This window comes from Streptomyces sp. 150FB (assembly GCF_000818195.1).
Lineage (GTDB): Bacteria > Actinomycetota > Actinomycetes > Streptomycetales > Streptomycetaceae > Streptomyces.
Window position 1 is genome coordinate 8,006,785 of the sequence record NZ_JTHL01000001.1, and the last position, 20,544, is coordinate 8,027,328.

Annotated in this window: 14 protein-coding genes and 4 pseudogenes; 8 read left to right on the forward strand and 10 right to left on the reverse strand. The window is 67.9% G+C overall.

What is annotated here, in order from left to right; translation table 11 throughout:
- Nucleotides 1–212: 212 nt before the first annotated feature.
- Both QR77_RS34425 and QR77_RS34430 read right to left on the reverse strand, forming a co-directional pair.
- Nucleotides 213–573 (reverse strand): annotated as a pseudogene (locus QR77_RS34425) (Tn3 family transposase); the annotation flags it as partial.
- A gap of 203 nt (nt 574–776) precedes the next feature.
- Nucleotides 777–1,349, reverse strand: coding sequence for a TetR/AcrR family transcriptional regulator (locus QR77_RS34430; protein ID WP_063798113.1), 573 nt, complete (start codon nt 1,347–1,349; stop codon nt 777–779).
- A gap of 93 nt (nt 1,350–1,442) precedes the next feature.
- On the opposite strand from QR77_RS34430, the gene QR77_RS34435 reads away from it, so the two are divergent.
- Both QR77_RS34435 and QR77_RS50100 read left to right on the forward strand, forming a co-directional pair.
- Nucleotides 1,443–1,781, forward strand: a complete 339-nt coding sequence (locus QR77_RS34435; RefSeq protein ID WP_040025941.1) for an EthD domain-containing protein — start codon at nt 1,443–1,445, stop codon at nt 1,779–1,781.
- A gap of 290 nt (nt 1,782–2,071) precedes the next feature.
- Nucleotides 2,072–2,323 (forward strand): annotated as a pseudogene (locus QR77_RS50100) (hypothetical protein); the annotation flags it as partial.
- A gap of 257 nt (nt 2,324–2,580) precedes the next feature.
- Here the strand turns inward: QR77_RS50100 and QR77_RS34440 are convergent.
- Nucleotides 2,581–2,871 (reverse strand): hypothetical protein, encoded by a 291-nt coding sequence (locus tag QR77_RS34440; protein ID WP_040025942.1) that lies wholly within the window; start codon nt 2,869–2,871, stop codon nt 2,581–2,583.
- Between the two features lie 1,396 nt (nt 2,872–4,267).
- Between QR77_RS34440 and QR77_RS34445 the strand changes: the two genes are divergently transcribed.
- The 3 genes and pseudogenes from QR77_RS34445 to QR77_RS34455 all read left to right on the forward strand — a co-directional run bounded on the left by QR77_RS34445 (nt 4,268) and on the right by QR77_RS34455 (nt 6,069).
- Entirely contained in the window at nt 4,268–5,074 is an 807-nt protein-coding gene (locus tag QR77_RS34445; RefSeq protein ID WP_040029143.1) for an alpha/beta hydrolase, read from the forward strand.
- Nucleotides 5,075–5,325: 251 nt separating this feature from the next.
- Nucleotides 5,326–5,490, forward strand: a pseudogene (locus QR77_RS45525) (dihydropyrimidinase); the annotation flags it as partial.
- A 261-nt stretch (nt 5,491–5,751) separates the two neighbouring features.
- Complete coding sequence (locus QR77_RS34455) at nt 5,752–6,069, forward strand: hypothetical protein (RefSeq protein WP_040025944.1); 318 nt, start codon at nt 5,752–5,754, stop codon at nt 6,067–6,069.
- 264 nt (nt 6,070–6,333) lie between these two features.
- Here the strand turns inward: QR77_RS34455 and QR77_RS34460 are convergent, their stop codons facing one another.
- Entirely contained in the window at nt 6,334–7,230 is an 897-nt protein-coding gene (locus QR77_RS34460; protein WP_040025945.1) for a haloalkane dehalogenase, read from the reverse strand.
- 689 nt (nt 7,231–7,919) lie between these two features.
- Here QR77_RS34460 and QR77_RS46145 point away from each other — a divergent pair.
- Nucleotides 7,920–8,963: a hypothetical protein gene (locus tag QR77_RS46145; protein ID WP_052489267.1), complete on the forward strand. Its 1,044-nt coding sequence runs from the start codon at nt 7,920–7,922 to the stop codon at nt 8,961–8,963.
- Between the two features lie 53 nt (nt 8,964–9,016).
- Here QR77_RS46145 and QR77_RS34470 read toward each other — a convergent pair whose 3' ends face one another.
- The 6 genes from QR77_RS34470 to QR77_RS34495 form a co-directional block, all read right to left on the reverse strand.
- The gene (locus QR77_RS34470) at nt 9,017–9,589 is read right to left on the reverse strand and encodes a TetR/AcrR family transcriptional regulator (protein WP_040025946.1); all 573 of its coding nucleotides are present in this window, start codon (nt 9,587–9,589) and stop codon (nt 9,017–9,019) included.
- A gap of 97 nt (nt 9,590–9,686) precedes the next feature.
- Entirely contained in the window at nt 9,687–11,501 is a 1,815-nt protein-coding gene (locus tag QR77_RS34475) for a right-handed parallel beta-helix repeat-containing protein (RefSeq protein ID WP_052489269.1), read from the reverse strand.
- Entirely contained in the window at nt 11,498–13,936 is a 2,439-nt protein-coding gene (locus tag QR77_RS34480) for a glycoside hydrolase family 95 protein (RefSeq protein WP_052489270.1), read from the reverse strand. The genes QR77_RS34475 and QR77_RS34480 overlap by 4 nt, the downstream gene beginning before the upstream one ends.
- A 34-nt stretch (nt 13,937–13,970) precedes the next feature.
- Complete coding sequence (locus tag QR77_RS34485; RefSeq protein ID WP_040025947.1) at nt 13,971–15,326, reverse strand: sugar ABC transporter substrate-binding protein; 1,356 nt, start codon at nt 15,324–15,326, stop codon at nt 13,971–13,973.
- Between the two features lie 65 nt (nt 15,327–15,391).
- Nucleotides 15,392–16,258: a carbohydrate ABC transporter permease gene (locus QR77_RS34490; RefSeq protein WP_236710934.1), complete on the reverse strand. Its 867-nt coding sequence runs from the start codon at nt 16,256–16,258 to the stop codon at nt 15,392–15,394.
- A 102-nt stretch (nt 16,259–16,360) separates the two neighbouring features.
- Nucleotides 16,361–17,293 carry a sugar ABC transporter permease gene (locus QR77_RS34495; protein WP_040025948.1) on the reverse strand — a complete coding sequence of 311 codons (933 nt, stop codon included), beginning with the start codon at nt 17,291–17,293 and terminating at the stop codon, nt 16,361–16,363.
- Nucleotides 17,294–17,479: 186 nt separating this feature from the next.
- Between QR77_RS34495 and QR77_RS34500 the strand changes: the two genes are divergently transcribed.
- Nucleotides 17,480–18,751, forward strand: a complete 1,272-nt coding sequence (locus tag QR77_RS34500; protein ID WP_052489271.1) for an ROK family transcriptional regulator — start codon at nt 17,480–17,482, stop codon at nt 18,749–18,751.
- A gap of 56 nt (nt 18,752–18,807) precedes the next feature.
- Nucleotides 18,808–20,544: pseudogene (locus QR77_RS34505) on the forward strand (alpha-mannosidase); the annotation flags it as partial.

Genomic DNA, 20,544 nt, shown 5'->3' on the forward strand with positions numbered 1-20,544 from the left:
ACCGTCCACGCGGAGCCGGGTCCATCGGGACGCCAGCCTCCTTGAAACTTGAAATACCTGAGCTGCCGATGCTACCCACGGATCGTTGCATGGCGAAAAAGTTTCACTGGGTGAAAGTCCGGCCCGGGTTGCTGTGTGTAGTTGCACATCGCAGCCAGGGTGCCTACAGGACAAGAGGTCCGCTGAGCGGAGTGGGGTCGTGTAACTCTCGCAGAGAGTCGGGCGATGTCCTGGTCCCGGATCTCGTGGCCTTCGGCGCGGAGCTGGGCGGTGGCGCCATCGATGCACTTTGTCGTCCACAGCACGATCGCGTTGAGGGCCAGGCGGAGCTCCCCGAGTTGGTCCTCGATCCCGTCCCGGTACGCCTGGTGGATGGTGCCGCGCTTGCCGCGGCGCACATCGCCGGCGCGCTTGTGGCGGGACTCGCGGACGGTGAGCTGACGGTTCATCTGCTGGCGGTAGGCGTGGTCGACTGGGTCGACCATCCGCATCAGGTGCTCGGTCTTGGTGAATCCGCCCGTACTCCGCGAACGCCTGCCCCAAGGGCATGGGGTGGCCCTCGCGCCCGAACACCCAGGATCGGAATATACCCCGAACAACTACGAGCAGAAATGATGCGGTTGGACAGCCGGCAGAGCACGGGCCGCACCGGCATCTGCGACGAGGATGCTGCCGCCGAGAGCTGAGGGGGCCGGCGCGCGGGCTTGAACGTCCCGCGGAATGGGCCGCTGAGCTCAGTCTCGGGTGACCGGTGCGGCTGACTGTGGTGCTGCCTGTCAGCCTGCGATCCCTTCGACGACCAGTCGGAGAAGCCTCTCGGATCTTTCCTCGTCGCCGTTTTCATTCGCTATTGCCAGGGCCCCCACCACTGCGAGTAGGTCGGCGATCTGCAGGTCTCCGCGTACCTCTCCGGCGCGAACGGCTGCTTCCAGCAGTGCGCTACCGGCTTTGGCCACCGCGGTCTGGCACGCGGCGACCAGGGTGTCGTCCTCCTGGGTGCCGGTGTTCAGTGCGGCGCCCAGCCCGCGGTGGGCACTGACGTGGCCGATATAGGCCCGAATCCAGTCGATCAGTGCGCCGCGCGCATCCGGTGCGGCGCGCATCTGCCCGGCCAGCTCGCACAGAGCCTCCACCTCGCCGACGCATACAGCCACCAGGAGGTCGCGCCGAGCAGGGAAGTGCCGATAGAGCGTCGCGTTTCCGACGCCGGCTCGCCGCGCGATCAGGTCCAGGGGGGCGTCGGTGCCCTCCGCGATGAAGACCTCCTCCGCGGTTGCGACCAGTGCTTCATAGTTGCGCCGGGCGTCGGCGCGCGCCGGCAGGCGGGCGAGTTCCCTCGGTTTGATCACGGGCAGTCCTCGTTTGACGAAGCGGGGAGTTCCCCGTTAATTTACCCGAGAGAAAACGGGGAACTCCCCGTTTAGCGAGGAGAGACGGTCGCCATGTTGAAGCTGCTCAGCTATCTGAAGAGGCGCGACGACATCACGAGCGAAGCGTTCAAGGAGTACTACGAGAACAGTCACGTTCCGCTCATCTTGAGTCTTGCTCCGTCACCCACCGTGTATAAGCGGCACTATTTGGTGCGCGGCGACGCGGCCAACCTGCGCGAGGATGAGATCGACTTCGACGTGGTGACCGAGTTGGGCTGGGAGGACCGCGACGTCTTCAATGCCTGGATGACGGCCGTTTCCGACGAGCGGGTGGGCATTGATGAGGCGCGGTTCCTCGATCGGGCCCGAACCCGCGCGGTGCTGGTCGAAGACCGCCCGACCGCGGGCTGAACCAGCTCCCGAGCGGGTTCGGCCCGCCGTCTCCGAGATACCTCGGCAGCCCCGGCTGGTGGGCTGGACAGTGGTGTGGTGACGCTGCGAGGGCGACCGCGCCCTCGGCTCGGCAAGGGCCGCACGTCACTACCGGCTGCTGCCGGCGTGCCGGTGCGGGAGAGGGAAACGGTTGTCCAGCGTGTTGGCCGGCGCGCATCCGGATGCCGCCCGGGGCTGGATGCGCGGAGAACCGGTTGACGCGACCACCCCGGCCGGGCCGTAACCCGCCAGGGAAAGCGAACAAGATCAGCCCACCCGAGGTTCACGAGGCCCGGGAGAGAGCCCGTCACCAGCACTCCTCCCAGCGCATCTCCGTCGAACCCGCGCTCGCCGATCACAAGCGCTGGAAGCAACTGACCCGCTGGACCCACCGACGAGACCGCCTCGCCCCCACCTACCAAGCCATCGTCGGCCCCGTTCAGACCGCACCGCGATCGTCTGCACCACAGCCCACGAGCAAGCCATCACGCCCCCACCCGCTGTCACGCACCAACTCGTAAGCCGCGTGCGCTGAATCGCCGCAGTCAGGTACGGACCGTGTCCGCGGTCGCCGACAGATGACGCGACACCTCCAGGATTGAGTGCCCCTCGGCACACTCCAAAACGATCATTGAACGCTGGGCCAAGGCCTGCGCTGTCGACCGAGGACGCACCCAGCCCTCCAGCACAAAACGCTCTGCATCAGTCACCAACAACGGCGCGATCTTCGGCCCCGGACAACTCATGCCCACCAATGGCAAACCTTCGACTCAGGTCACTACTGCACTTGGTCGCTTGATGTCGGGCCGTTCGCCAGACAGCGTGAGGGCGGCCTCGGTAGTTCTCGTTCGGTGAGATACGCGCAGGGCGGCGGCTTGACCGACATCAAGAGAAAGTCGCGCGGGAGCGGGTTCGGCGCCAGGCTCCCGAGGTTCACCACGCGCGGCCCGCAGGTCGAAGCCCGGAACCCGTCCAGGAGCCGGGCGGTCAGGGCGAAGTGCCCCAGGGAGTTGGTGGCCAGTTGCAGCTCAAGTCCGTCGGGGGAGAGCACCCGGCGCGGGATGTCCATAACGCCAGCGTTGTTGATCAGTATGTCCACAGTGGTGCGCGCAAGGGCGAGACGGGTCAGTGAAACGTCGTACGGAGGCGAGGGAGGCCGCGTCCAAGTCCTCCTGAAGCACCGCCGCGCCCATCCACAGTGGTCCGTATCGCATCAAGGGCCGCGCGCATGTGGTCGGCCGCGCCATAGTCGTCGCTTGGCCATTTGACCGCTGGATGACCCTTCCCGCCCCCTCCGCCCTCACGCAGCCGGTCATGCACACCGCGCCCGGTTCCACCACCGATGGCGGCCGTTGAGCGGCCAGTTCACGACAGCGGGGGGTCATGCGGTCGTTGACCACGGCGTGCCGGTCGTGGATAAGACGATGTCCTACGTGGTCACTTTGAGGACGCCGATGCGTTTGCCGCGCAGCCAACGGCACGGTTCAGGTATGTCATACGCCTTGTCGGCATGCAGTTTTCGGGGCTTGTAGGGCCAGCCCTTTTGAGGGTCGTGTCCTGTTCGGAGACCGGTCACCTTGGGCTTCAGGCCGTGGCTGTCGTGGGTGTTGCCCGCTGAGAGGATGCCGGGCCTCCCCAAGGCCCCGGCAACCTCAAGTGAGGTCGGTCGCGTGGGCATGCCGAGTCGGGTTAGAGGCGCCCGACGGCAGAGCCCAAGCGGGTAAAGGGAAGGTCGTGACATGGATCGATCCTTTCAAGAAATCGAGTCTCCATTGGAACCGCGGCGCTTCACTGCCGAGGGGTCCTGGAATCGGGGCGAGTGGTTGAACGGCACCGGTTCTTCGGATCTTGTCCCCTGCTTCCGTGGCCGCTGAAGGCGCGGCCCCGAGGGCGGAAGTTGTTCGTGTATCACAGGGTGCGATCTTCCCGCATGACAATCTCGTCCAGAGGGATGTGGGCGAGCAGGCAGGGGCGGGCTTCGAGCGCCAAGGCCCGCTCCTTACTGATCTGTGCATCGCTGGACCATTCGGTGATTGATGGCGTCCGTTGTATTGAATTACATCCCACTTCGCCCTACTCGGCGTGCGGTTGTCCGGGCCGTCAAAGTAATCTGACACCGTTGGGTCAATGGCGGCGCGACTTATGCTCGTTTCGCTTTCCGAGTATTTTCCCAAAAATTCACCCCTGGGTGGAAACTGGACGTTTCCTGGATGAAATTTCCAGAGGTGTGGGCGGGAAATAAAAGGGATTCGTAGGCCTTCTTTGTGTGGAGTCCGCTGCCGTGCGGCGGGGGGAGCAAGGGTGGTCCGAGTTGCGTCGATGACCGACAAACAGACGGCGAGAGCGGAAAGCCCGTTCGCCGAGAACATTGCAGAGTGTTCTGAATGGTGCTTCGACGCTCCCGCGACCGACCCCACGAAGGAGAGAAGTACGTGAAGAACAAGCGACAACTCATTCTGGTTCCCATGGCAGCGGCCGCAGCTCTCACCCTGGCGGCAGGCTGCGCGTCCGCCAGCAACAGTCATGCACGCGCGGGCGGGCCGGCACACGGCCAGACACCGACAATCGTGCTGGTGCACGGGGCATGGGCTGACGCGTCCAGTTGGGCTGAGGTCACCGAGCGTCTGCAGAAGCGTGGGTTCAACGTTGTGGCTCCCCCCAATACTCTGCGGGGAGTGGCCACGGATACAGCCAACCTCAAGGCGTTCCTCCAGACCCTGACCGGGCCTGTGGTGCTGGCCGGGCACTCCTACGGAGGATTCGTCATCACCAACGCGGCAACAGGCAACAAAAACATAAAGGCGCTCGTCTACATCGACGCCTTCATCCCCGACAAGGGAGAGACCGTGGGGCAGTTGACCGCGGCCAAGCCCGGATCGGTGCTGGCCGTGCCGGACCCCAGCACCGTCTTCAACTCCGTGCCCATTCCGGGGGGCGGCGGAGACGTGGACCTGTACGTGAAGCCGAAGCTGTTTCCCTCCTTCTTCGCTGAGGGTGTACCCCGCAACAAGTCCGATGTGCTCGCGGCGGGACAACGGCCCTTTGCGGCGAGCGCCCTGGACGAACCGTCCGGGAAGCCGGCCTGGAAGAGCATCCCGTCCTGGGCCCTGATCGGTACTGCGGACAGGGTGATTCCCCCCGCCGAACAGAAGGTCATGACCGCACGAGCCGGCTCCCACACCGTCAGCGTCGAGGCTCCGCACCTGTCGATGGTGTCCAACCCCAAGGCGGTCACCGACGTCGTGATCAGAGCCGTCCAGAACGGCGGCTGACCGCCGCGGAGGAAGGTGACGAGCGAGGCTGCTCGGTAACCACCCCTACCCGGCTGTGAAGCGTCGGTCTCCGCCAGCCCCGCTCGCGGAGACCGACGTCTTCGGGCTGCTCGAAGACGATGACAGCGACAGTGCGCGAGGCGCCTGCCGGGGAAGGAACGCGTTCGCGACTCCCGATTCAGCGCAGATGGGACGCGGCAGGCGCGCCAACCGCCGGGCGATCCCGAGCAGGTTCAGCTTCTTCGACGGCTCGGGCCGTGGCGCGTCGGGCCTCCGGCAACGGCGGGCTGATCATGATGCACGCGGAGAACGGCATCGCGATCGATGTTCTCGTCGAACAGGCCCTGGCCGAGGGCCGTACCGATCCGCGCCACCACGGAGAGGTACGCAAGGTCCTGCTGGAGGCCGAGGCGACGACACTCCGCGTCGGGGCCTGGGCGGATTCCAGGGATCGTTGCAACACGTGATCACCGACGTGTGTCGGCGGGCGGTCTACGCAAGTGCTCGACTGGGAACCCGGGAACCCGAGGTCTTGAACCTGCGTGGGGCATGACGGCATTCGGGCGGCCGGGGCGAGCGGTGATGCCGGCGACCTCCGCCGGGCGTACGGTGCGCCCTCATGCGACCCATCCACCAGTCCGATAGCTTCGCGTTACATTTCAACGCAAGGAGTGACAATGCGAGGTCGTGTACCTGCCATCCTCGGCAGTCTCGCCGCCAGTGCCGTGCTTGCGCTGGCCCTTCCCGGCGCAGCCCACGCTGCTCAAGGCGCCTTCCAGTACCGCGCGCAGTCCGGGGTTCCGGAGCTGCTCAACAACCCCGTCGACAACCAGTGTTACAACGTCGGAAACGCCGGCGGGTCGGTCCGGAACGACACCAACCGCCACGCCGAGCTGTACGCAGCCCCCGGCTGTCAGGGAGACGCGATCCAGACTCTCAACCCGGGGGATGATTCGGACTGGTCCGAGTTCCAGGGTGTGAGGTTCACGCGTTGACGCGGATCGGCCACAGGTCGGCCCGATAGCCCTTTGCTCCGATCCTCGGGCTCTCCCACTCAAGCCGTTTGAGCGAGCCGGGTCGGACAATGGGCCCACGGAGACCGACGCCGGTATGACGTTGGTTGTCAGCGGGAGGTGGCCGTGACCAGGGCGGACAGGCGCTCGGCTGGGGTTTCCCAGCCGAGCGTCTTGCGTGGCCTGCCGTTGAGTTCGGCCGCGACGGTGTCGAGGTGCGACAACTGCTCACGACGCGGGCCTCGGTTACGGACGCGGTCCGGTGCCGCGGACGTTCCGGACGAAGTCCGCCACCGCGGGGCCGATCAGATCCGCACTGTCCTCCTGGGCGAAGTGGTTACCCGGCACGTTCACTTGGGTCTGGTTCGGCCAGGAGCGGCAGAACTCGCGCTGTCTCCCTAGCAGGATCATGCCGGGGTCCACCTCGAAGTACGGCTTCGGCACCGGCGAGGTGGCCGGCCACTGGCCGTAGTCCTCGACGATCCGCACCACGTCGGCGGGTTCACCCGCGATCGGCAACTGGCGCGGCCAGCTCAGCGTGGGTCGCCGGCTCTCACCGGGAGTGAGGTAGGGCGCGCGGTAGACGGCCATCTCCTCCTCGGTCATGTCCCGCAGGACTCCGCCCGGAAAGAGCTTTTCGACGAACACGTTGTCGGAGATCGCCATTGACTCGCCGGCCGGAGGACGGAGTGCCTGGAAGATCTCCCGGCCCACGCGAAAGTCCTCCCACTCCCTCGGAGCCACGATCGCCTGCATGTAGGCGATCCCGCCGACCCGGTCCTGGTGCTGGTACGCCCAGTCGAACCCGAGCGCGGAACCCCTGTCGTGCACGACGAACACGGCATCGTCGCCGAGGTCGAGGTGATCCCGGAGCGCGAACAGGTATTCCCGCTGCTCCTGGTAGGAGTAACTGTCCGGGCCCGACGACGGCAGCGGGGCGGAGTCGCCCATCCCGACGAGGTCGCAGGCGATCAGCCGACCCATACCCTCCAGGTGCGGCATCACGTTGCGCCACAGATAGGACGAGGTCGGGTTGCCGTGCTGGAAGATGATCGGAGCCCCCTCTCCCTCATCGATGTAGGCCATCCGGACCCCGTTGATCTCGGCGAACTCCTTCTCCGCGTGGGGACGGCCATTCGGCATGGTTGCCTCCAGGGGCGGGTCGCGGAACTCGACGCCAGATGATTGAAGTTGGTGGTGCCGGCCGGGCTCGGGGCGACGGGCCCGCCGGCGAGCCGGCGCGGCACAGAGCAGTGCCTCGGGAAGGCGGGGCCACAGATCGTGCGGTGTGTTTCACACCAGTGCTCGACGGGTGGGTTTCCAGCAAAGGGGCCTGGGCCCTGTGGCGGGTACCCGCGGGCGTTCCGCTGAGCGCCTCCCTGGACGCCCTGGGCAACGCCGGGCAGATCCGCCTGGATCGGACCCCACACCATCGGCGCACCGCGGGCGGGTGACACGGTCCTCGTCACCGCGGGCGCGGTGCGGCGAATGAGATCGGCGCCGACGATCGCGTCAACTACCGGGAGGAGGTATCGCGTCCTGCGCACACTGACAGCGCCCGTCAGCCTTCTCCTGCCGCGCTTCCTGCCCGCGGCGCTGGTCACGACCGAGCAAGTGGGAAGGGGCATGCTCGCCGTCGCCCGCCGAGGCCGGCCCGTCCCTTCCTGTCCGGCCGGGACCCCGCGGCCGCCGCCGAGTCATGGGATTCAGGCGTACGCGGTTGAGCGGCGCCGGCGCGCGAGGCGTAGGCCCCTCGGCGCGCGGGCGGGGCGGGGGTGGCGTAACCTACGATAGGTAAGTTACGGCAGGTAGGTTACGAAGGAGTGGAATCAATGGATATCTCTTCCGTCGGCGGCGCGAAGCCGCGTCTGAAGCGGGTGCTGGTGGTCGGAGGCTACGGACTCGTCGGAGGATGGATCGTTCGCCTCCTCCGCACCACGTGGGACGACGTGGAGGTGGTGATCGGCGGCCGCCGCCCCGAGGAGGGCGAGGCGCTGGCGAAGGAGTACGGCGCGACCCTCGCGCGCATCGATACGACCGACGCGGAAGCGGGCCTGGTCGCCCTCGGACCGGTCGACCTGGTCGTGGCAGCGGTCCAGGACCCGGACGACGATCTCCTGCGCGCGGCCCTGCGTGCCGAAACGGCACACATCGGGATCGTCCGGAAGGCGGACAACCTGGGGCCCACGGCGGTCCTCGCCACGGATCTGGCGCGAAGGCCGGCCATGGTCATGGGTCACTGGCAGGCGGGAGCAGCGACCTTCGCCGCCCTGGAAACCGCCCGGGAGTTCGGCCGCGTCGAGCGCGTGGAACTGGCCGCCCTGTTCGACCCGGCCGATCCGGCCGGCCAGATGTCGACGCAGGACAGTGAGTCGTTCTTCACCCGGGCCCTGATGCGCGCGGACGGCCACTGGAAGTGGGTCACGCCCAAAGATGCCGTTCGCATGGTCGGCAGGGACGGCGAGCAGCCCTTCGGCGCCCAGCCGATGGGCGTGCTGGACGTGCCCGCCGTCGTGGCGGCGACGGGCGCCCCCCATGTCCGCTTCGACATCGGGACCGGCGAGTCGGCCGGCACGTCCTCCGGCGGGACCGCGTCGCACGAGATCTTCGTCGACATGTGGGGCGAGGACACGCGCGGCCACCCGTTGGCGCGCCGCACCACGGTCAGCGACGCGCGTGGACAGGCCCATCTCACAGCCCTCGGAGCACTGATCGGCATCGAGCGCGTCCTGGGCCTGGACGACGGCGAACCCCTCCCGGCGGGGCTCGCCCTGCCCGAGAAGGCCGTCGACTCGTCGTACGCCGTCGACCGGCTCAGGCACTTCGGCGTCACCGTGACGACAGACCCGCTTCCGTCGTCACGTACACCGCTCTGACCCCACGGGTCCCGAACGAGGCAGCGGAGCGGGCACACCGGGCGGTGCGGCCCTCAGCCGTGCAGGGTCCCGAGCATGATGCGGCTGATACCCCGGACGGCCGTTGCCCGGTCCAGCCGTTCGGAGGCGGCCTCCCGCGCGAGCGCCTCGGCGGCACCGATCACGCCCAGCATGAGCGCGTCCGCGTCCGCCGGAAGTCGCATGAAGCGCTCCAGCGCTTCGCGGAGAATCCCCGCGTAGCGTTCGCGGCCGTCACGCACCCTGTCCTCCGCACCGGCGATGGAACCGAGCGCGGCCGTGACAGCGCCGAACTCTCCGCCGGTGCCGAGTGTGCAGTCGACGTAGGCCTCGGCTGCGAACCGGACCGCCTCCTCCAGGGTGGTAGCCCGGGAGCCGAGAGCCGCGCGCGCAGCCTCGGCCTGCTGGTCGTCCATCCGCGCGTAGAGCATGGCCAGCAGGCTCGCGCGACGCTCGAAGTGCTCGTACGCGACCGGCTTCGAAACCCCCGCTTCCTCCGCGACGCGGGCGAGAGTCAGAGCGTCGGCACCTTCCGTGCGTACGATCTTCGCGGCTGTGTCGAGCAGTTGGGCATGGCGGTCCGCGTAGGACATCCGACGCCCGGCCATGGCGACACCTCCCTCCCGACCTGGCTACCAAAAGTAGCTTACCGTCGCCATCTTCTGTCGACCGAGCAGAGGGTCGGACGGAGGCCGCCCTCACAGCTCACGACCCGTTGACGTCGTTCCGGCTGATTCCGACCGGACTGCCGGACCCCGCGCTCACCCGCGCGCCGGGGCAGTGGTCGAGCCGCACCGAGAGGGTGCCCGCTGCCGTGGTGTTGCCGATGACGACGAGACCGGCGACACTCGTCGCGTCGACGATCCAGTTGCCGGCCTCCGGGCCCGACTCGTCGCCTTCGTGCGGCCACGGCGCGCAGTTCGAGACTTCGTTGTCGAGCACCCGGATGTCGCGGTGCAAGGATTCGCCGTCGGTGTGGAACTGGTCAGGACTGATCAACACCGCTGGGCCGCCGAGCTCTTCGAACCGGTTGCCACGGATGGTGCAGTCGGTCACCGGGCCCGACTCCCAGTAGCTGCCGGCCTCGGCGGTGATCAGGACGCCCGCCATGCCGAGCCCCCGGAACACGCAGTCCTCGATGAGGATCGGCTTACGCGTCGACACGAGCGCTCCGCGTGTCGGCAGGTTCTCGAACGTCGAGCGCCGCACCGTCACGGACGGTGTGCGGGTGATGTTCTCCATGGCCAGCTCGCCGGGCGCCGATGTGGCGACGGCTTCCGGCAGCGGACCCCGGCACCGGATGCGCATGCGCGTGAGGTCGTGGGCGTGGTCCCGCCCGCTCGGCCCGTCGACACTGAGCACCTCGATGTCGGTCGCCACGACGGCGCCGTCGTCGACGCGCACGATCTCACACCGTTCGCCGACCGAGAACTGCGGGAAACCGGCGGTCTCCGGATGCGGGTAGGTCAGCTCGAGTTCATCGCCGTCGACACGGTCGACACGCAGATAGAGACCGTGCACATTGATCGCGTCGTCGTGCGCGCCGTCGAACCGGCAGTCCTCGACCACGACCCGGCCGCGCAGGCCGGACGCCTGCACGAAGTCCGCGAAACCGGCCGTGGTCCGCCCGGTGCCCTCACGTGCGGCGAAGGTGCAGTTCTGTACGAGGAGGTCGCCGCCGCTCTGCGCCAGAAGCCCGAAGCCATGCAGGTATCCGAATCGCACGTCACGGAACCGGGCACTTCCGCTTTCCAGGACGAAGACGCCGGGATGGTCGCGATCCGTGTGGCGGAGCTGGTAGACCAGCCCCTGATCGTCGGGCGCGGAGGAATCCGGCCGGTAGTCGATGCGCAGGCCGTCGGACGTCGACGTAACGCGTTCGACGTTGTCGAAGAGCGGGCATTCGGTTCGCCAGGTGCGGTTCGTACGGGGGTCGAGCACCTGGCAGTAGTCCAGCGCCCCCTCGCCGTCCCACGCCGGTTCGCCGCTGCCGGGGTCGGTCTCCCCCAGCCACCTGACCGTACGGCCGCTGGGACGGACATCGGTTCCCGGTGGCACCGAGACCAGACGGAACGGCCCGCTGTCGGCGATTCCGGCCTCCCGTACGGTCATCTCGACGACGGTCGGCCGCACCATGTCGACGGCGAAGTCGTGCAGTTCGGCCCGGCCGCAGTCGATGACGGCGATCGTCGTCTGAAGGCCGTGGTACTCGAACAGGGCGCCACCCCCGTCGATCTCGATGTCGTCGAATCCCTCCAGCAGGATCCCGATGGCCTTCTCGCGGTAGCGGGGGTCGGCGCCGACCGTGTTCGAGACATACAGCTCGCGGCGCGTCGCCGCCGACGCCCAGAAGGCGTAGGTGCCGGGTTCGAAGCGGATCGTCACGGGGCCGCCCGCCTGATGTGCCGCGGCAACCGCGTCCCGCACGGCGCGCGAAGCGTCTCGCCGGCCGGTGGGGTCCGCACCGTGGGCGGTCACCTCGACGATGTGGCGGGGTGGGGTGGTGGTGCGTTCGGTCATGGGTGGGTCGTTCTCCTCATGAGGTGCCGACCGTCGAGGGTGACGGCTCCGTGTGTCAGGTCGACGACGACGCGGCGACCGTGCGCGCCGACGGTGACTGGTGCCCACGCGTGCTTGCCGCGCGGGGTGAGTGTCGCGGCGACAAGCGCCGGACGGCCGTGCTCGTCTGCGTCCCATTCGATGTCTACGCGCACGCCCGGGCGGGCGATCAGCCCGCGTACCGCTCCGCGCGCCCAGGCGGCGGGGACGGCCGGAAGCAGTTCTATCCAGCCGGCGTGACTCTGGAGGAGTGCCTCGGCGACGCCCGCGACGTATCCGAGATTGCCGTCGATCTGGAACGGGGGGTGAGCGGCGAACAGGTTGGGGTACAGGCCCGCGCGCTGGCCGGACTGCTCGGGCGGGGCGGGGCGCAGCATCAACCGGATGAGTCGCGCGACACGCTCCGGCTGCCTGAGGCGCGCGCGCAGCGCGATCCGCCAGGCGAGCGACCAACCGGTCGACTCGTCCCCGCGGGCATCGATCGACGCGCCGGCCCCCGGGTGGAGAGCCGCGGGGATGCCCGGGCCCGGGTAGAGCGGCCAGAGGTGGCTGAGGTGACGGTGGTGCGGTTCCGCCGGAGCCGGGTCGCCGCGCCATTCGGCGATCAGACCGTCCCGCCCGATCGAGGGGCCGGGGATCATCGGACGCGCGCGGCGCACGCGCGCGAGCAGATCATCCGTCTTGTCGCCGGACGCGAACTCGATGACGGCGTCGAACAGGGCGGCGACGAGGGCGAGATCCATCGCGGACGACTCGCCCACCGCGCTCACCCCGCCGTCGGGGGTGCGGAAGTGATTCTCCGGTGACGTGGACGGGCTCGTGCCGAGCACGCCGTCACCGGCGGGAACGAGCTGACGCAACGCGAACTCCGCGGCCCCGCGCAACAGCGGCCGTACCCGGCCGAGCAGCCCGGGGGAGCCGAACCGCACCAGATCGGCCAGCTCAAGCGACAACCACACTCCGGCCATCGGCCAGAACGCCCACGCCGGGTCGGCGTCACCCGTGCCGACGGGCGGCGTGTAGCCCCACGCGTCGGTGTTGTGGTGAGCGACCCATCCGGGCGACGCGTACAACTCGCGCGCGGTGACGGCGCCCGTCACGGCGAGCGCCTCGACGAGTTCGAGCAGCGGGACGGCGCATTCGGCGAGGTCGGTGACGCCTGCCGCCCAGTAGTTCATCTCGGTGTTGATGTTGAGTGTGTAGCCCGAGCCCCAGGGCGCGCGCAGTTCGGTGTTCCAGAGCCCCTGCAAGGTGGCGGGCAGGCCGCCGGGCCGCGAGCCGGCGAGCAGCAGATACCGGCCGTAATGGAACAACAGCACGGCGAGCCCGGGGTCGTCGACGAGCACGTCCCCTTCGGCTGCCGCCGTGACACGGCGCCAAGTGGCCCCCGCCCCCGCGTTGTTGTGCGTCTCGCGGCCGCCGGGCCCGTCCGCGATCCGCAACGCGACGCGACCGTAACGTTCGGTGTGATCGGCGTGGTGGCGTTCGCGAAGCGTCGGCACGCCCAGATGGAGCGCCGCTTCGACCGTTTCGGCCGCCGCGTCCAGTGCTTCGTCGGCGAGCAGCGGTCGCGCGATCCCGCCGAACGTCGTGGCCGTGGCGACGACGAGGTCGAGCCGGGTCACCGACCGTACGATCAGCGCCTCCGCGTCCGTGTCGGGCGGGGGCGAGGCGGCGCTCGCGTTGTGGGTGAGCCGCGCGTGGACGACGCCTCGCAGGGCCTCGGCCGGCGACTCGGACCATACGACGGGGTGGTCGGGCTCGTGCGGGGGCGGCACGTCGGACGGCATCCGGAAGCGGAGTTCGGCCGTGTCCTCCCCCATGTCGCGCCGCAGGACGCCGAGTTGGGTGGTCAGCTCGACGCCGATGTCCAGTGGTGCGTCGGCTTCGACCGAGACGACGAGTACCGAGTCGGGCGCGGAGACGAACACACGCTGACAGACGTCGACGGCGTTGAGGCGGAACCGTGTCTCGACTTCCGCGTGGTTCAGGTCCAGGACTCGTCGGTACTCGTCGTTCCCGCTTCCCTGAAGGTCCGTTCCGGACCCCTGGGACGGCGTCAGAGTCAGTACGAGATCGGCGAAGGGGAGATAGGACTGGGCCCATCCGGCCTGCGTTCCCCGCACTTCCCGGGTCGCGGCCTCGTATTCGCCGCGTGCGAGGTGGTGACGTGCCCGCTGTACGGCGGCCGGACCGTCGGCAGGTGGTCGGGGGGCGCTTGACGGGCCACCCGACCACGCGGTTCCGTCGTTGAGCGAGATACGGTCCCGCGCGGTGCCGCCGTGGGCGAGGGCGCCGAGGCGCCCGTTGCCCAGCGGCGCGGCTTCGAGCCAGCTCCGCGCGGGGGCGTCGAAGACCAGCCGGTGAAGGTCGCCGTCCGTGCCGGTCACATCCATCCTCCGTCTCACCTTCGTCCTCGCTCGACGGACCTCACTTCTGGCCGATGGTCTGCTTACTCGTCTTCTGTAGCCGCGCGAACACCTCGTCGCCGATCTGGTGCTCCCAGTACTGCTGGAAGACCGGGACGACGGCCGTCTGCAATCCGGCGCCGTTGGTGTAGTTGGCGCCGGCAGTCAGGCCGTGCTGGAGGTAGTTGCTGAACGCGGTGATGTCCATGCCCTTCGCGGCCACCTGCTTCGCCGTCGAGTCGAACACGGACGGGATGCCGGAGAAGAACGCCGGGTTGGCCTTCGCGGCCGCCTGCTGGCAGGAGTTCGAGGTCATGTAGGTCAGCCACTTGTAGGCGGCGTCCTGCTGTTTCGAGCCCTGCCAGATGAACTCCAGGTCACCGCCGGCCTGGATGAGGCTCTTGTCGGTCTGGCTGTCCTTGACCAGGGGCGCGACACCGACGTTGACCTTCGAGTTACCGGAGAAGGTGGCCACGTCCCACGATCCCTGGATCATCATGGCGACCTTGCCGCTCGTGAGCTGGTCCTCCACGCTCGTATTCGCGCCGAACTCGCCGATCTTCGGGGCGAAGCCGTCGTCGGAGAGTGAGCGCAGGTACTTCATCGTCTCGCTGAAGCGGGGGTCCGCGTACGGGATCTGCGTCGGGTACGGGAGCTTGTCGCCCGCCTGCCAGCCGAGGGCGCCGGCGAAGGAGCTGAACGTCTGCGAGCCGTTGGGGTCCTGCGGGGCCATGAGCTGCATGCCGTAGGTCGCGACGTGCTTGGGGTCGAAGCCGGGCTGGTTGCCGTGCACACCGTGCTCGTCGACGGTAAGTGCCTTGACCACCTTGCCGAAGGTGCCGCCGTCGGTGGGGTTCCAGGTCAGGTGCTGCATCTGGGCGTCGGTGACGCCGGCCTTGGCGAGCAGGTCCTTGTTGTAGTAGATACCGGTGGCGTTCCAGTCCACGGTCAGACCGTAGGTCTTGCCGTCGGTGCCCTTGACGGGATCGATGCCCTTGGCGAACTCGTTCGAGTAGCCGTTCTTCTTCATCAGCGGCCCGATCTCGGCGATCTGGTGCTGCGCTATGTACGTCGGGTAGTACTGACCCGAGGCCTGGAAGACGTCAGGCGCGTTGCCGGCGGTGAAATCGGCGGTCAGTTTTGTGAAGTAGTCGGGCACGTTGTAACGGGAGATCTTGACCGTGTAACCGGGATTGGCCTTCTCGAAGCCCGGAACGCAGGCACCCATGGCGGTGACCATGTTCGGGTCCCAGTTCCAGTAGTTGATGACCTTCTTGCCGTCGGCGGTGGTTTCCCCACCGCCGGACGAACAGCCCGTGAGGGCCGTGGCGGCCGCCACCGTGGCCGCCACGAGCGCGATCAGCGACTTTCGCTGCATTCCATTACTCCTCGTTGAGTTGGACTTGCCGGGACAGGCGAGCTTGGGAGAAGGCGCCACCGGTATCAGCGGATGCCGGTGAAACCGATGGAGTTGACGATCCGTCGGCCGAATATGACGAACACAAGGAGCATCGGCAGCGCGGCGACGAGCGTCGCCGCCATGAGCCCGCCCCAGTCGGGTGTGACGGTCGGGGCGTTCTGCTGGAACGAGGCGAGTCCCACAGTGAGTGGCTGGGTTGTCTTGTCGTTCGTGACCAGGAGCGGCCAGAAGTATTCGTTCCAGGTGTTGATGAACGTCAGGATCGTCAGCGTGGTGATCGGCGCCGCCGTCATCGGGATGGTGACGGAGAACAGCGCCCTGATGGGCCCCACTCCGTCGATCCGTGCCGCGTCGTCGATCTCGTTCGGCAGGCCGAGCATGAACTGCCGGAGGAAGAAGATGTTGAACGCCGAGAACAGCGCGCCCGGCAGGACCAGGCCGGGCAGCGAGTTCAGGAGGCCGAGATCTTTGATGAGGACGAAGTTCGGCAGCATGCTCATGATGCCCGGCACCATGAGCGCCACAAGGAACAGCGAGAACATCAGGTTGCGCCCTCGCCAGTGGAGACGCGCGAAGGCATACGCGGCGGTCGTCGAGAAGAAGATGACGAACGCCGTCATGATCGTGGCGTAGAGCGTGGAATTGCGCAGGTAGAACAGAAAATCGCCGGAATCCAGGGCGCTCACTGTGCCGGTGCTGTTGCCGTGCGCCAGCCCCAGGACGCGTTCGAAGCCGTCGAGGGTCAGGCCCACGGGCCACAGCGACTGCGGGTTCTGCGACAGGGCGTCATTGGACGACAGCGCGGTTCGCAGGATCCAGTAGAACGGGAAGATCGTGATGATCAGGATGACCGTGACGTATATCCACGCGACGACACGACCGATCGACACGCGCGAGGGGTGAGCCGAGGCGCGCAGTCCGCCCGAGGCCGGCCGGCTGGAGGAGAGTTCCGGGGCTCGCTGACTTGAGGAGAGTTGTGACACGCGCTGTCCTCAATTCGTGTCGGACTCGTTGGCCCGAGTCACGCGCAACTGGATGAAGGTGATGATGGTGAGCATCGCGAAGAGTACGAGCGACATCGCGGACGCGTAGCCGAAGTTGTACTGGCTGAACGCTGTGTCGTAGATGTACATCTGGAGCACGTTGCTGGCGTTGGCTGGGCCGCCCTTCGTCGCCACCTGCACGATGTCGAAGACCTGGATGGAGCTGATGACCGCCAGGATCACGACCATGGCCAGAATCGGCCGCAGCAAGGGGACCGTGATGTGGCGGAACATCCGCATCTCGGACGCTCCGTCCAGGCGGGCGGCCTCGTAGAACTCCCCTGGGATCGTCTGGAGTCCCGCGAAGATCAGCACCGCGTTGTATCCCAGTGACTTCCAGACGCTGATCATCGCGACGGAGGGAATCGCGAGTGAACCCGAGCCGAGGAACTCGACGCGCTGCCCGGTCACCGCCTTGATCGCGACGTTGACTATGCCCAACTGCGGGTCGAGCATCCAGGACCAGATGACGGCGGCGACGACTCCCGATATGAGGAAGGGGAGGAGAACCAGCCCGCGGATGACCGTGGATCGCGTCAGCCGGTGGAGGACGACGGCAGTGATGAGCGAGAGCAGGATGCCCATCACCACGCTGAGGGCGACGAAGTACACCGTCACCCAGAGCGAGTGCCAAAACGTCTGGTCGTGGATCAATCGCTGGAAGTTCGCGAGCCCGGTCCACTGGGCGGGCGAAAGCAGGTGATACGTCGTGAAGCTGAAGTAGGTCCCGCGCAGCGTCGGGTACACGGCGAAGAGAAGGAACCCGATCAGTGCCGGCGCGATGAGGATCCAGGCAGCGGTGGCATGCCCGCGGTACGCCGGATGTCGTCGACGGGACTTCGACGCGCGCGCCGAGACCCTCGCAGGGGTCGGTGTGGACACCGTTGTCCCTTCGTTATTTTCAACACAGTGATTACTTAATCGGACACTAAGGGGTCCGATAATGCTCGTCAAGATCTCAGACAGATGAGGTGTCCGGCGCCGCACCGGCCGCAGCGGGCACCCGGATTGGGCGAGGGCCGCGGGCGGTACGGTGAGCATCCAGCGCAGAGCGAGGGGGAGACGCAGATGAGTGGCACCGGGGTCAACCTTGGCGCTCTCGCTGAGTTCAACGTGGCTGTCGTCCTCGATGCGATCCGCCGCCAACCGGCAGGCGTGGCCCGCACCGAGATCTCCACGCTCACGGCTCTCAGCGGCATGACCGTTTCGAATGTTTGCCGAAGACTCGTCGAGGCCGGGCTCGTTACCGAGGAAGCCGCACCGGCCAGGGGCCGCGGCAAGCCTCCGAAGATCATCACCCTGAATCCGGACGGCGGATTCGCGGTCGGCGTGCACATCGACCCCGCCGTGGTCACCTATGCGCTGATCGACCTCTCCGGCCGGGTGCGCGAGCGGATCCGTACCGCGACCCCGACGGTGCAGGACGCGGAAAAAGTGGTGCGGGAGATGACGACGATGATCGACGCCCTCCTGTTGACCGCGGGCGTCGACCGCGCCAAGGTCCTGGGCATCGGCGTGGCGTCGCCGGGGCCGATCGACCCGCGGACGGGCGTCGTGCTCAACCCCCCGATGCTGCCCGGCTGGCACAGGGTGGAGCTGCGGACGGCGCTCAATCTCGCCACCGGCCTGCCGGTTCTGATCGAGAAGGACGCCACGGCGGCGGTCGTGTCGGAGCTGTGGTTAAGCGAACCGGGTGAGCGTCGCGACTTCGCCTTCCTGTACTACGGAACGGGCTTCGCGACCGGGATCGCCATAGGCGGCTCGGCCGTTCGCGGGGTGAGCTCCAACGCCGGTGACGCCGGCCATATCTCCGTCGACCCCGATGGACCGATGTGCGGCTGCGGTCGACGCGGTTGCGTCGGCGTGGTGACCGTCCCCCGCGCGCTCGTCGAAAAGGCGCTGCGCGAGGGCGTCCTGACGGAGGCTCAGGTCGGCGACACGACTGATGTGCTCCGAGTGGGCGCCGCCTTCGGCCTGTTGGCGGACGCGGCCGATGCCGGGAACGCGCAGGCGGTACGGATCCTCACGACAGCCGCGCGGCAGATCGCCCGCGCCCTGGTCGTCGTCATCGACCTGCTCGACATCGGGGAAGTCGTGTTCGGCGGACCCTTCTGGTCGCGGATCGCACCTCTCGCGCTGACCACACTGCCCGAGGCGGTGCACTCCGACCCGGGGCTCGTGGTGCCTCACGGCGTCCGGTTCAGCGAGTCGGCGATCGCCGGCGATGTGGCCGCGGTGGGTGCCGCCATCCTCGTTCTGGACGACTCCTTCTCGCCACGGCCGGAGGCGCTGCGCATCTGCAACCCGGGTGAGGCTGTTGCACGATTTTCAACACCCTGATTTGATAATCAGGACCTGGCGGTGCCCCGTCAATTTCGTGCTGAGTGGATCCCATCATGTCCTCCCCCGTACGCAGTCCCGCACTGTCGCCTCTTGAGGAGTCCGACGCCGTCTTCGTGCCCCACACCCATTGGGACCGCGAGTGGTACGAGCCCTTCCAGGTGTTTCGCCACCGGCTCGTGACCGAACTCGACCGTCTCCTCGACGCGGCCGAGGCCGACCCCGAGTTCCGATTCACCCTCGACGGACAGACCGCGGCGATCGAGGACTACCTCGAGATCCGGCCGGAGAACCGCGAACGCGTCCAGCAACTGGTGGAGCAGGGACGGCTCGCACTCGGGCCGTGGCTCATCCTGCTCGACGAGTTCCTCTGCGGCGGCGAGACCATCGTGCGCAACCTCCGGCTCGGCCACGAGGGAGCGCGGGCGCTCGGCGGTGCCATGCCCGTCGGCTATCTCCCCGACATGTTCGGGCACATCGCGCAGATGCCTCAGATCCTGCGCCGTGCCGGGATCGACCGAGCGGCGTTGTGGCGCGGAGTCCCGGCCTCGGTGGAAGGCCACCGCTTCAACTGGCAGTCACCCGACGGATCGACCGTCCTCACCGAGTACCTCTTCGACGGTTACGACAACGGGCTCGACGTGCTCCTCGTACCCGAAGCGATCGGCCGCGCCCTCGACGACTACTCCGCGATGACATCCGCGCGTTGGGGCGACGACCCGGTTCTCGCGATGGCGGGGACGGACCACACCGTGCCGGACCGGCGGCTGCTGGACTGGCTGCGCGCCGCTTCGCGCCCGGATCGACGCATCGCCGTCGCCACGCTCGCCGAATACCTGGACGGTGTGCCGACGAGCGGTCCCCTGTCTCTCGTACGCGGAGAGTTGCGCAGCCACGCGCGAGGCAACATCCTGCCCGGCGTGCTCTCGGTACGCCGCTCCCTCAAGCAGGCGATGGCTCAGGCCGAACGGACCGTTGACGAAGCGGAACGCGTCCTCGCGGTCTGGGGCACGCAGCCGGAGGACCCCTACCTGAGGCGAGCCTGGCACAAGATCATCGAATCGACGGCGCACGACTCCGTGGTGGGTTCCGGCACGGACGAGACGAGCGAACAGGTCGCCGCCCGACTGGCGGAAGCGACACAGATGGCTCGTGCCGTGCGCGACCGGGTGCTGGCATCGCTGGCGGCCGGTGTTCCTGCGAGCGGACACCTGGCAGTCAACACCCTGCCCCACGCAAGGGAGATGCTGGCCGAGATCGACGTCGAGGCGGCCGAACCGGCCGCCTCCATGCGTGCCAGGACTGCCGATGGACGAGAACTTCCGCTGCAACTGCTGTCCACCGCGGGGACGGTACTCGGCGACGAGCAGTTCGACGCGGCCGAGCTGGAGCGCGTACTGCGCCGCATCCATCGTCGCGAACTGTTCGGCCGGCAGATCGTGTCCTTCGAGCTGGAGCCGGGACAACTTACCTTCCGCCTGGCCGAGGAGGCGGGACCGAGCCCGTTCGACCTGCTCGAGCTGCGGGTCGCGGTCGCCGAGGCGACCGCTCGGCACCCCGGGCCCTGGCGCGTCCTGACCACCACGGTGTCCGTGCTCCGCGCCCTTGTCGCGGTGCCGGTCGAGGCGTCGGGCGCGATGCCGTTCAGGGTCGCCGCCGAGCCCGAGGCGAAGCCGGCCCCGGACGCTCCCGAATCCGGCGGGCGGGCGATCGACAACGGTCGCGTCCGTGCCGAGGTGGCCGCTGACGGCACCTTCACCCTGCGAGCCGCGGACGGAACGGCGTTGTCGGGG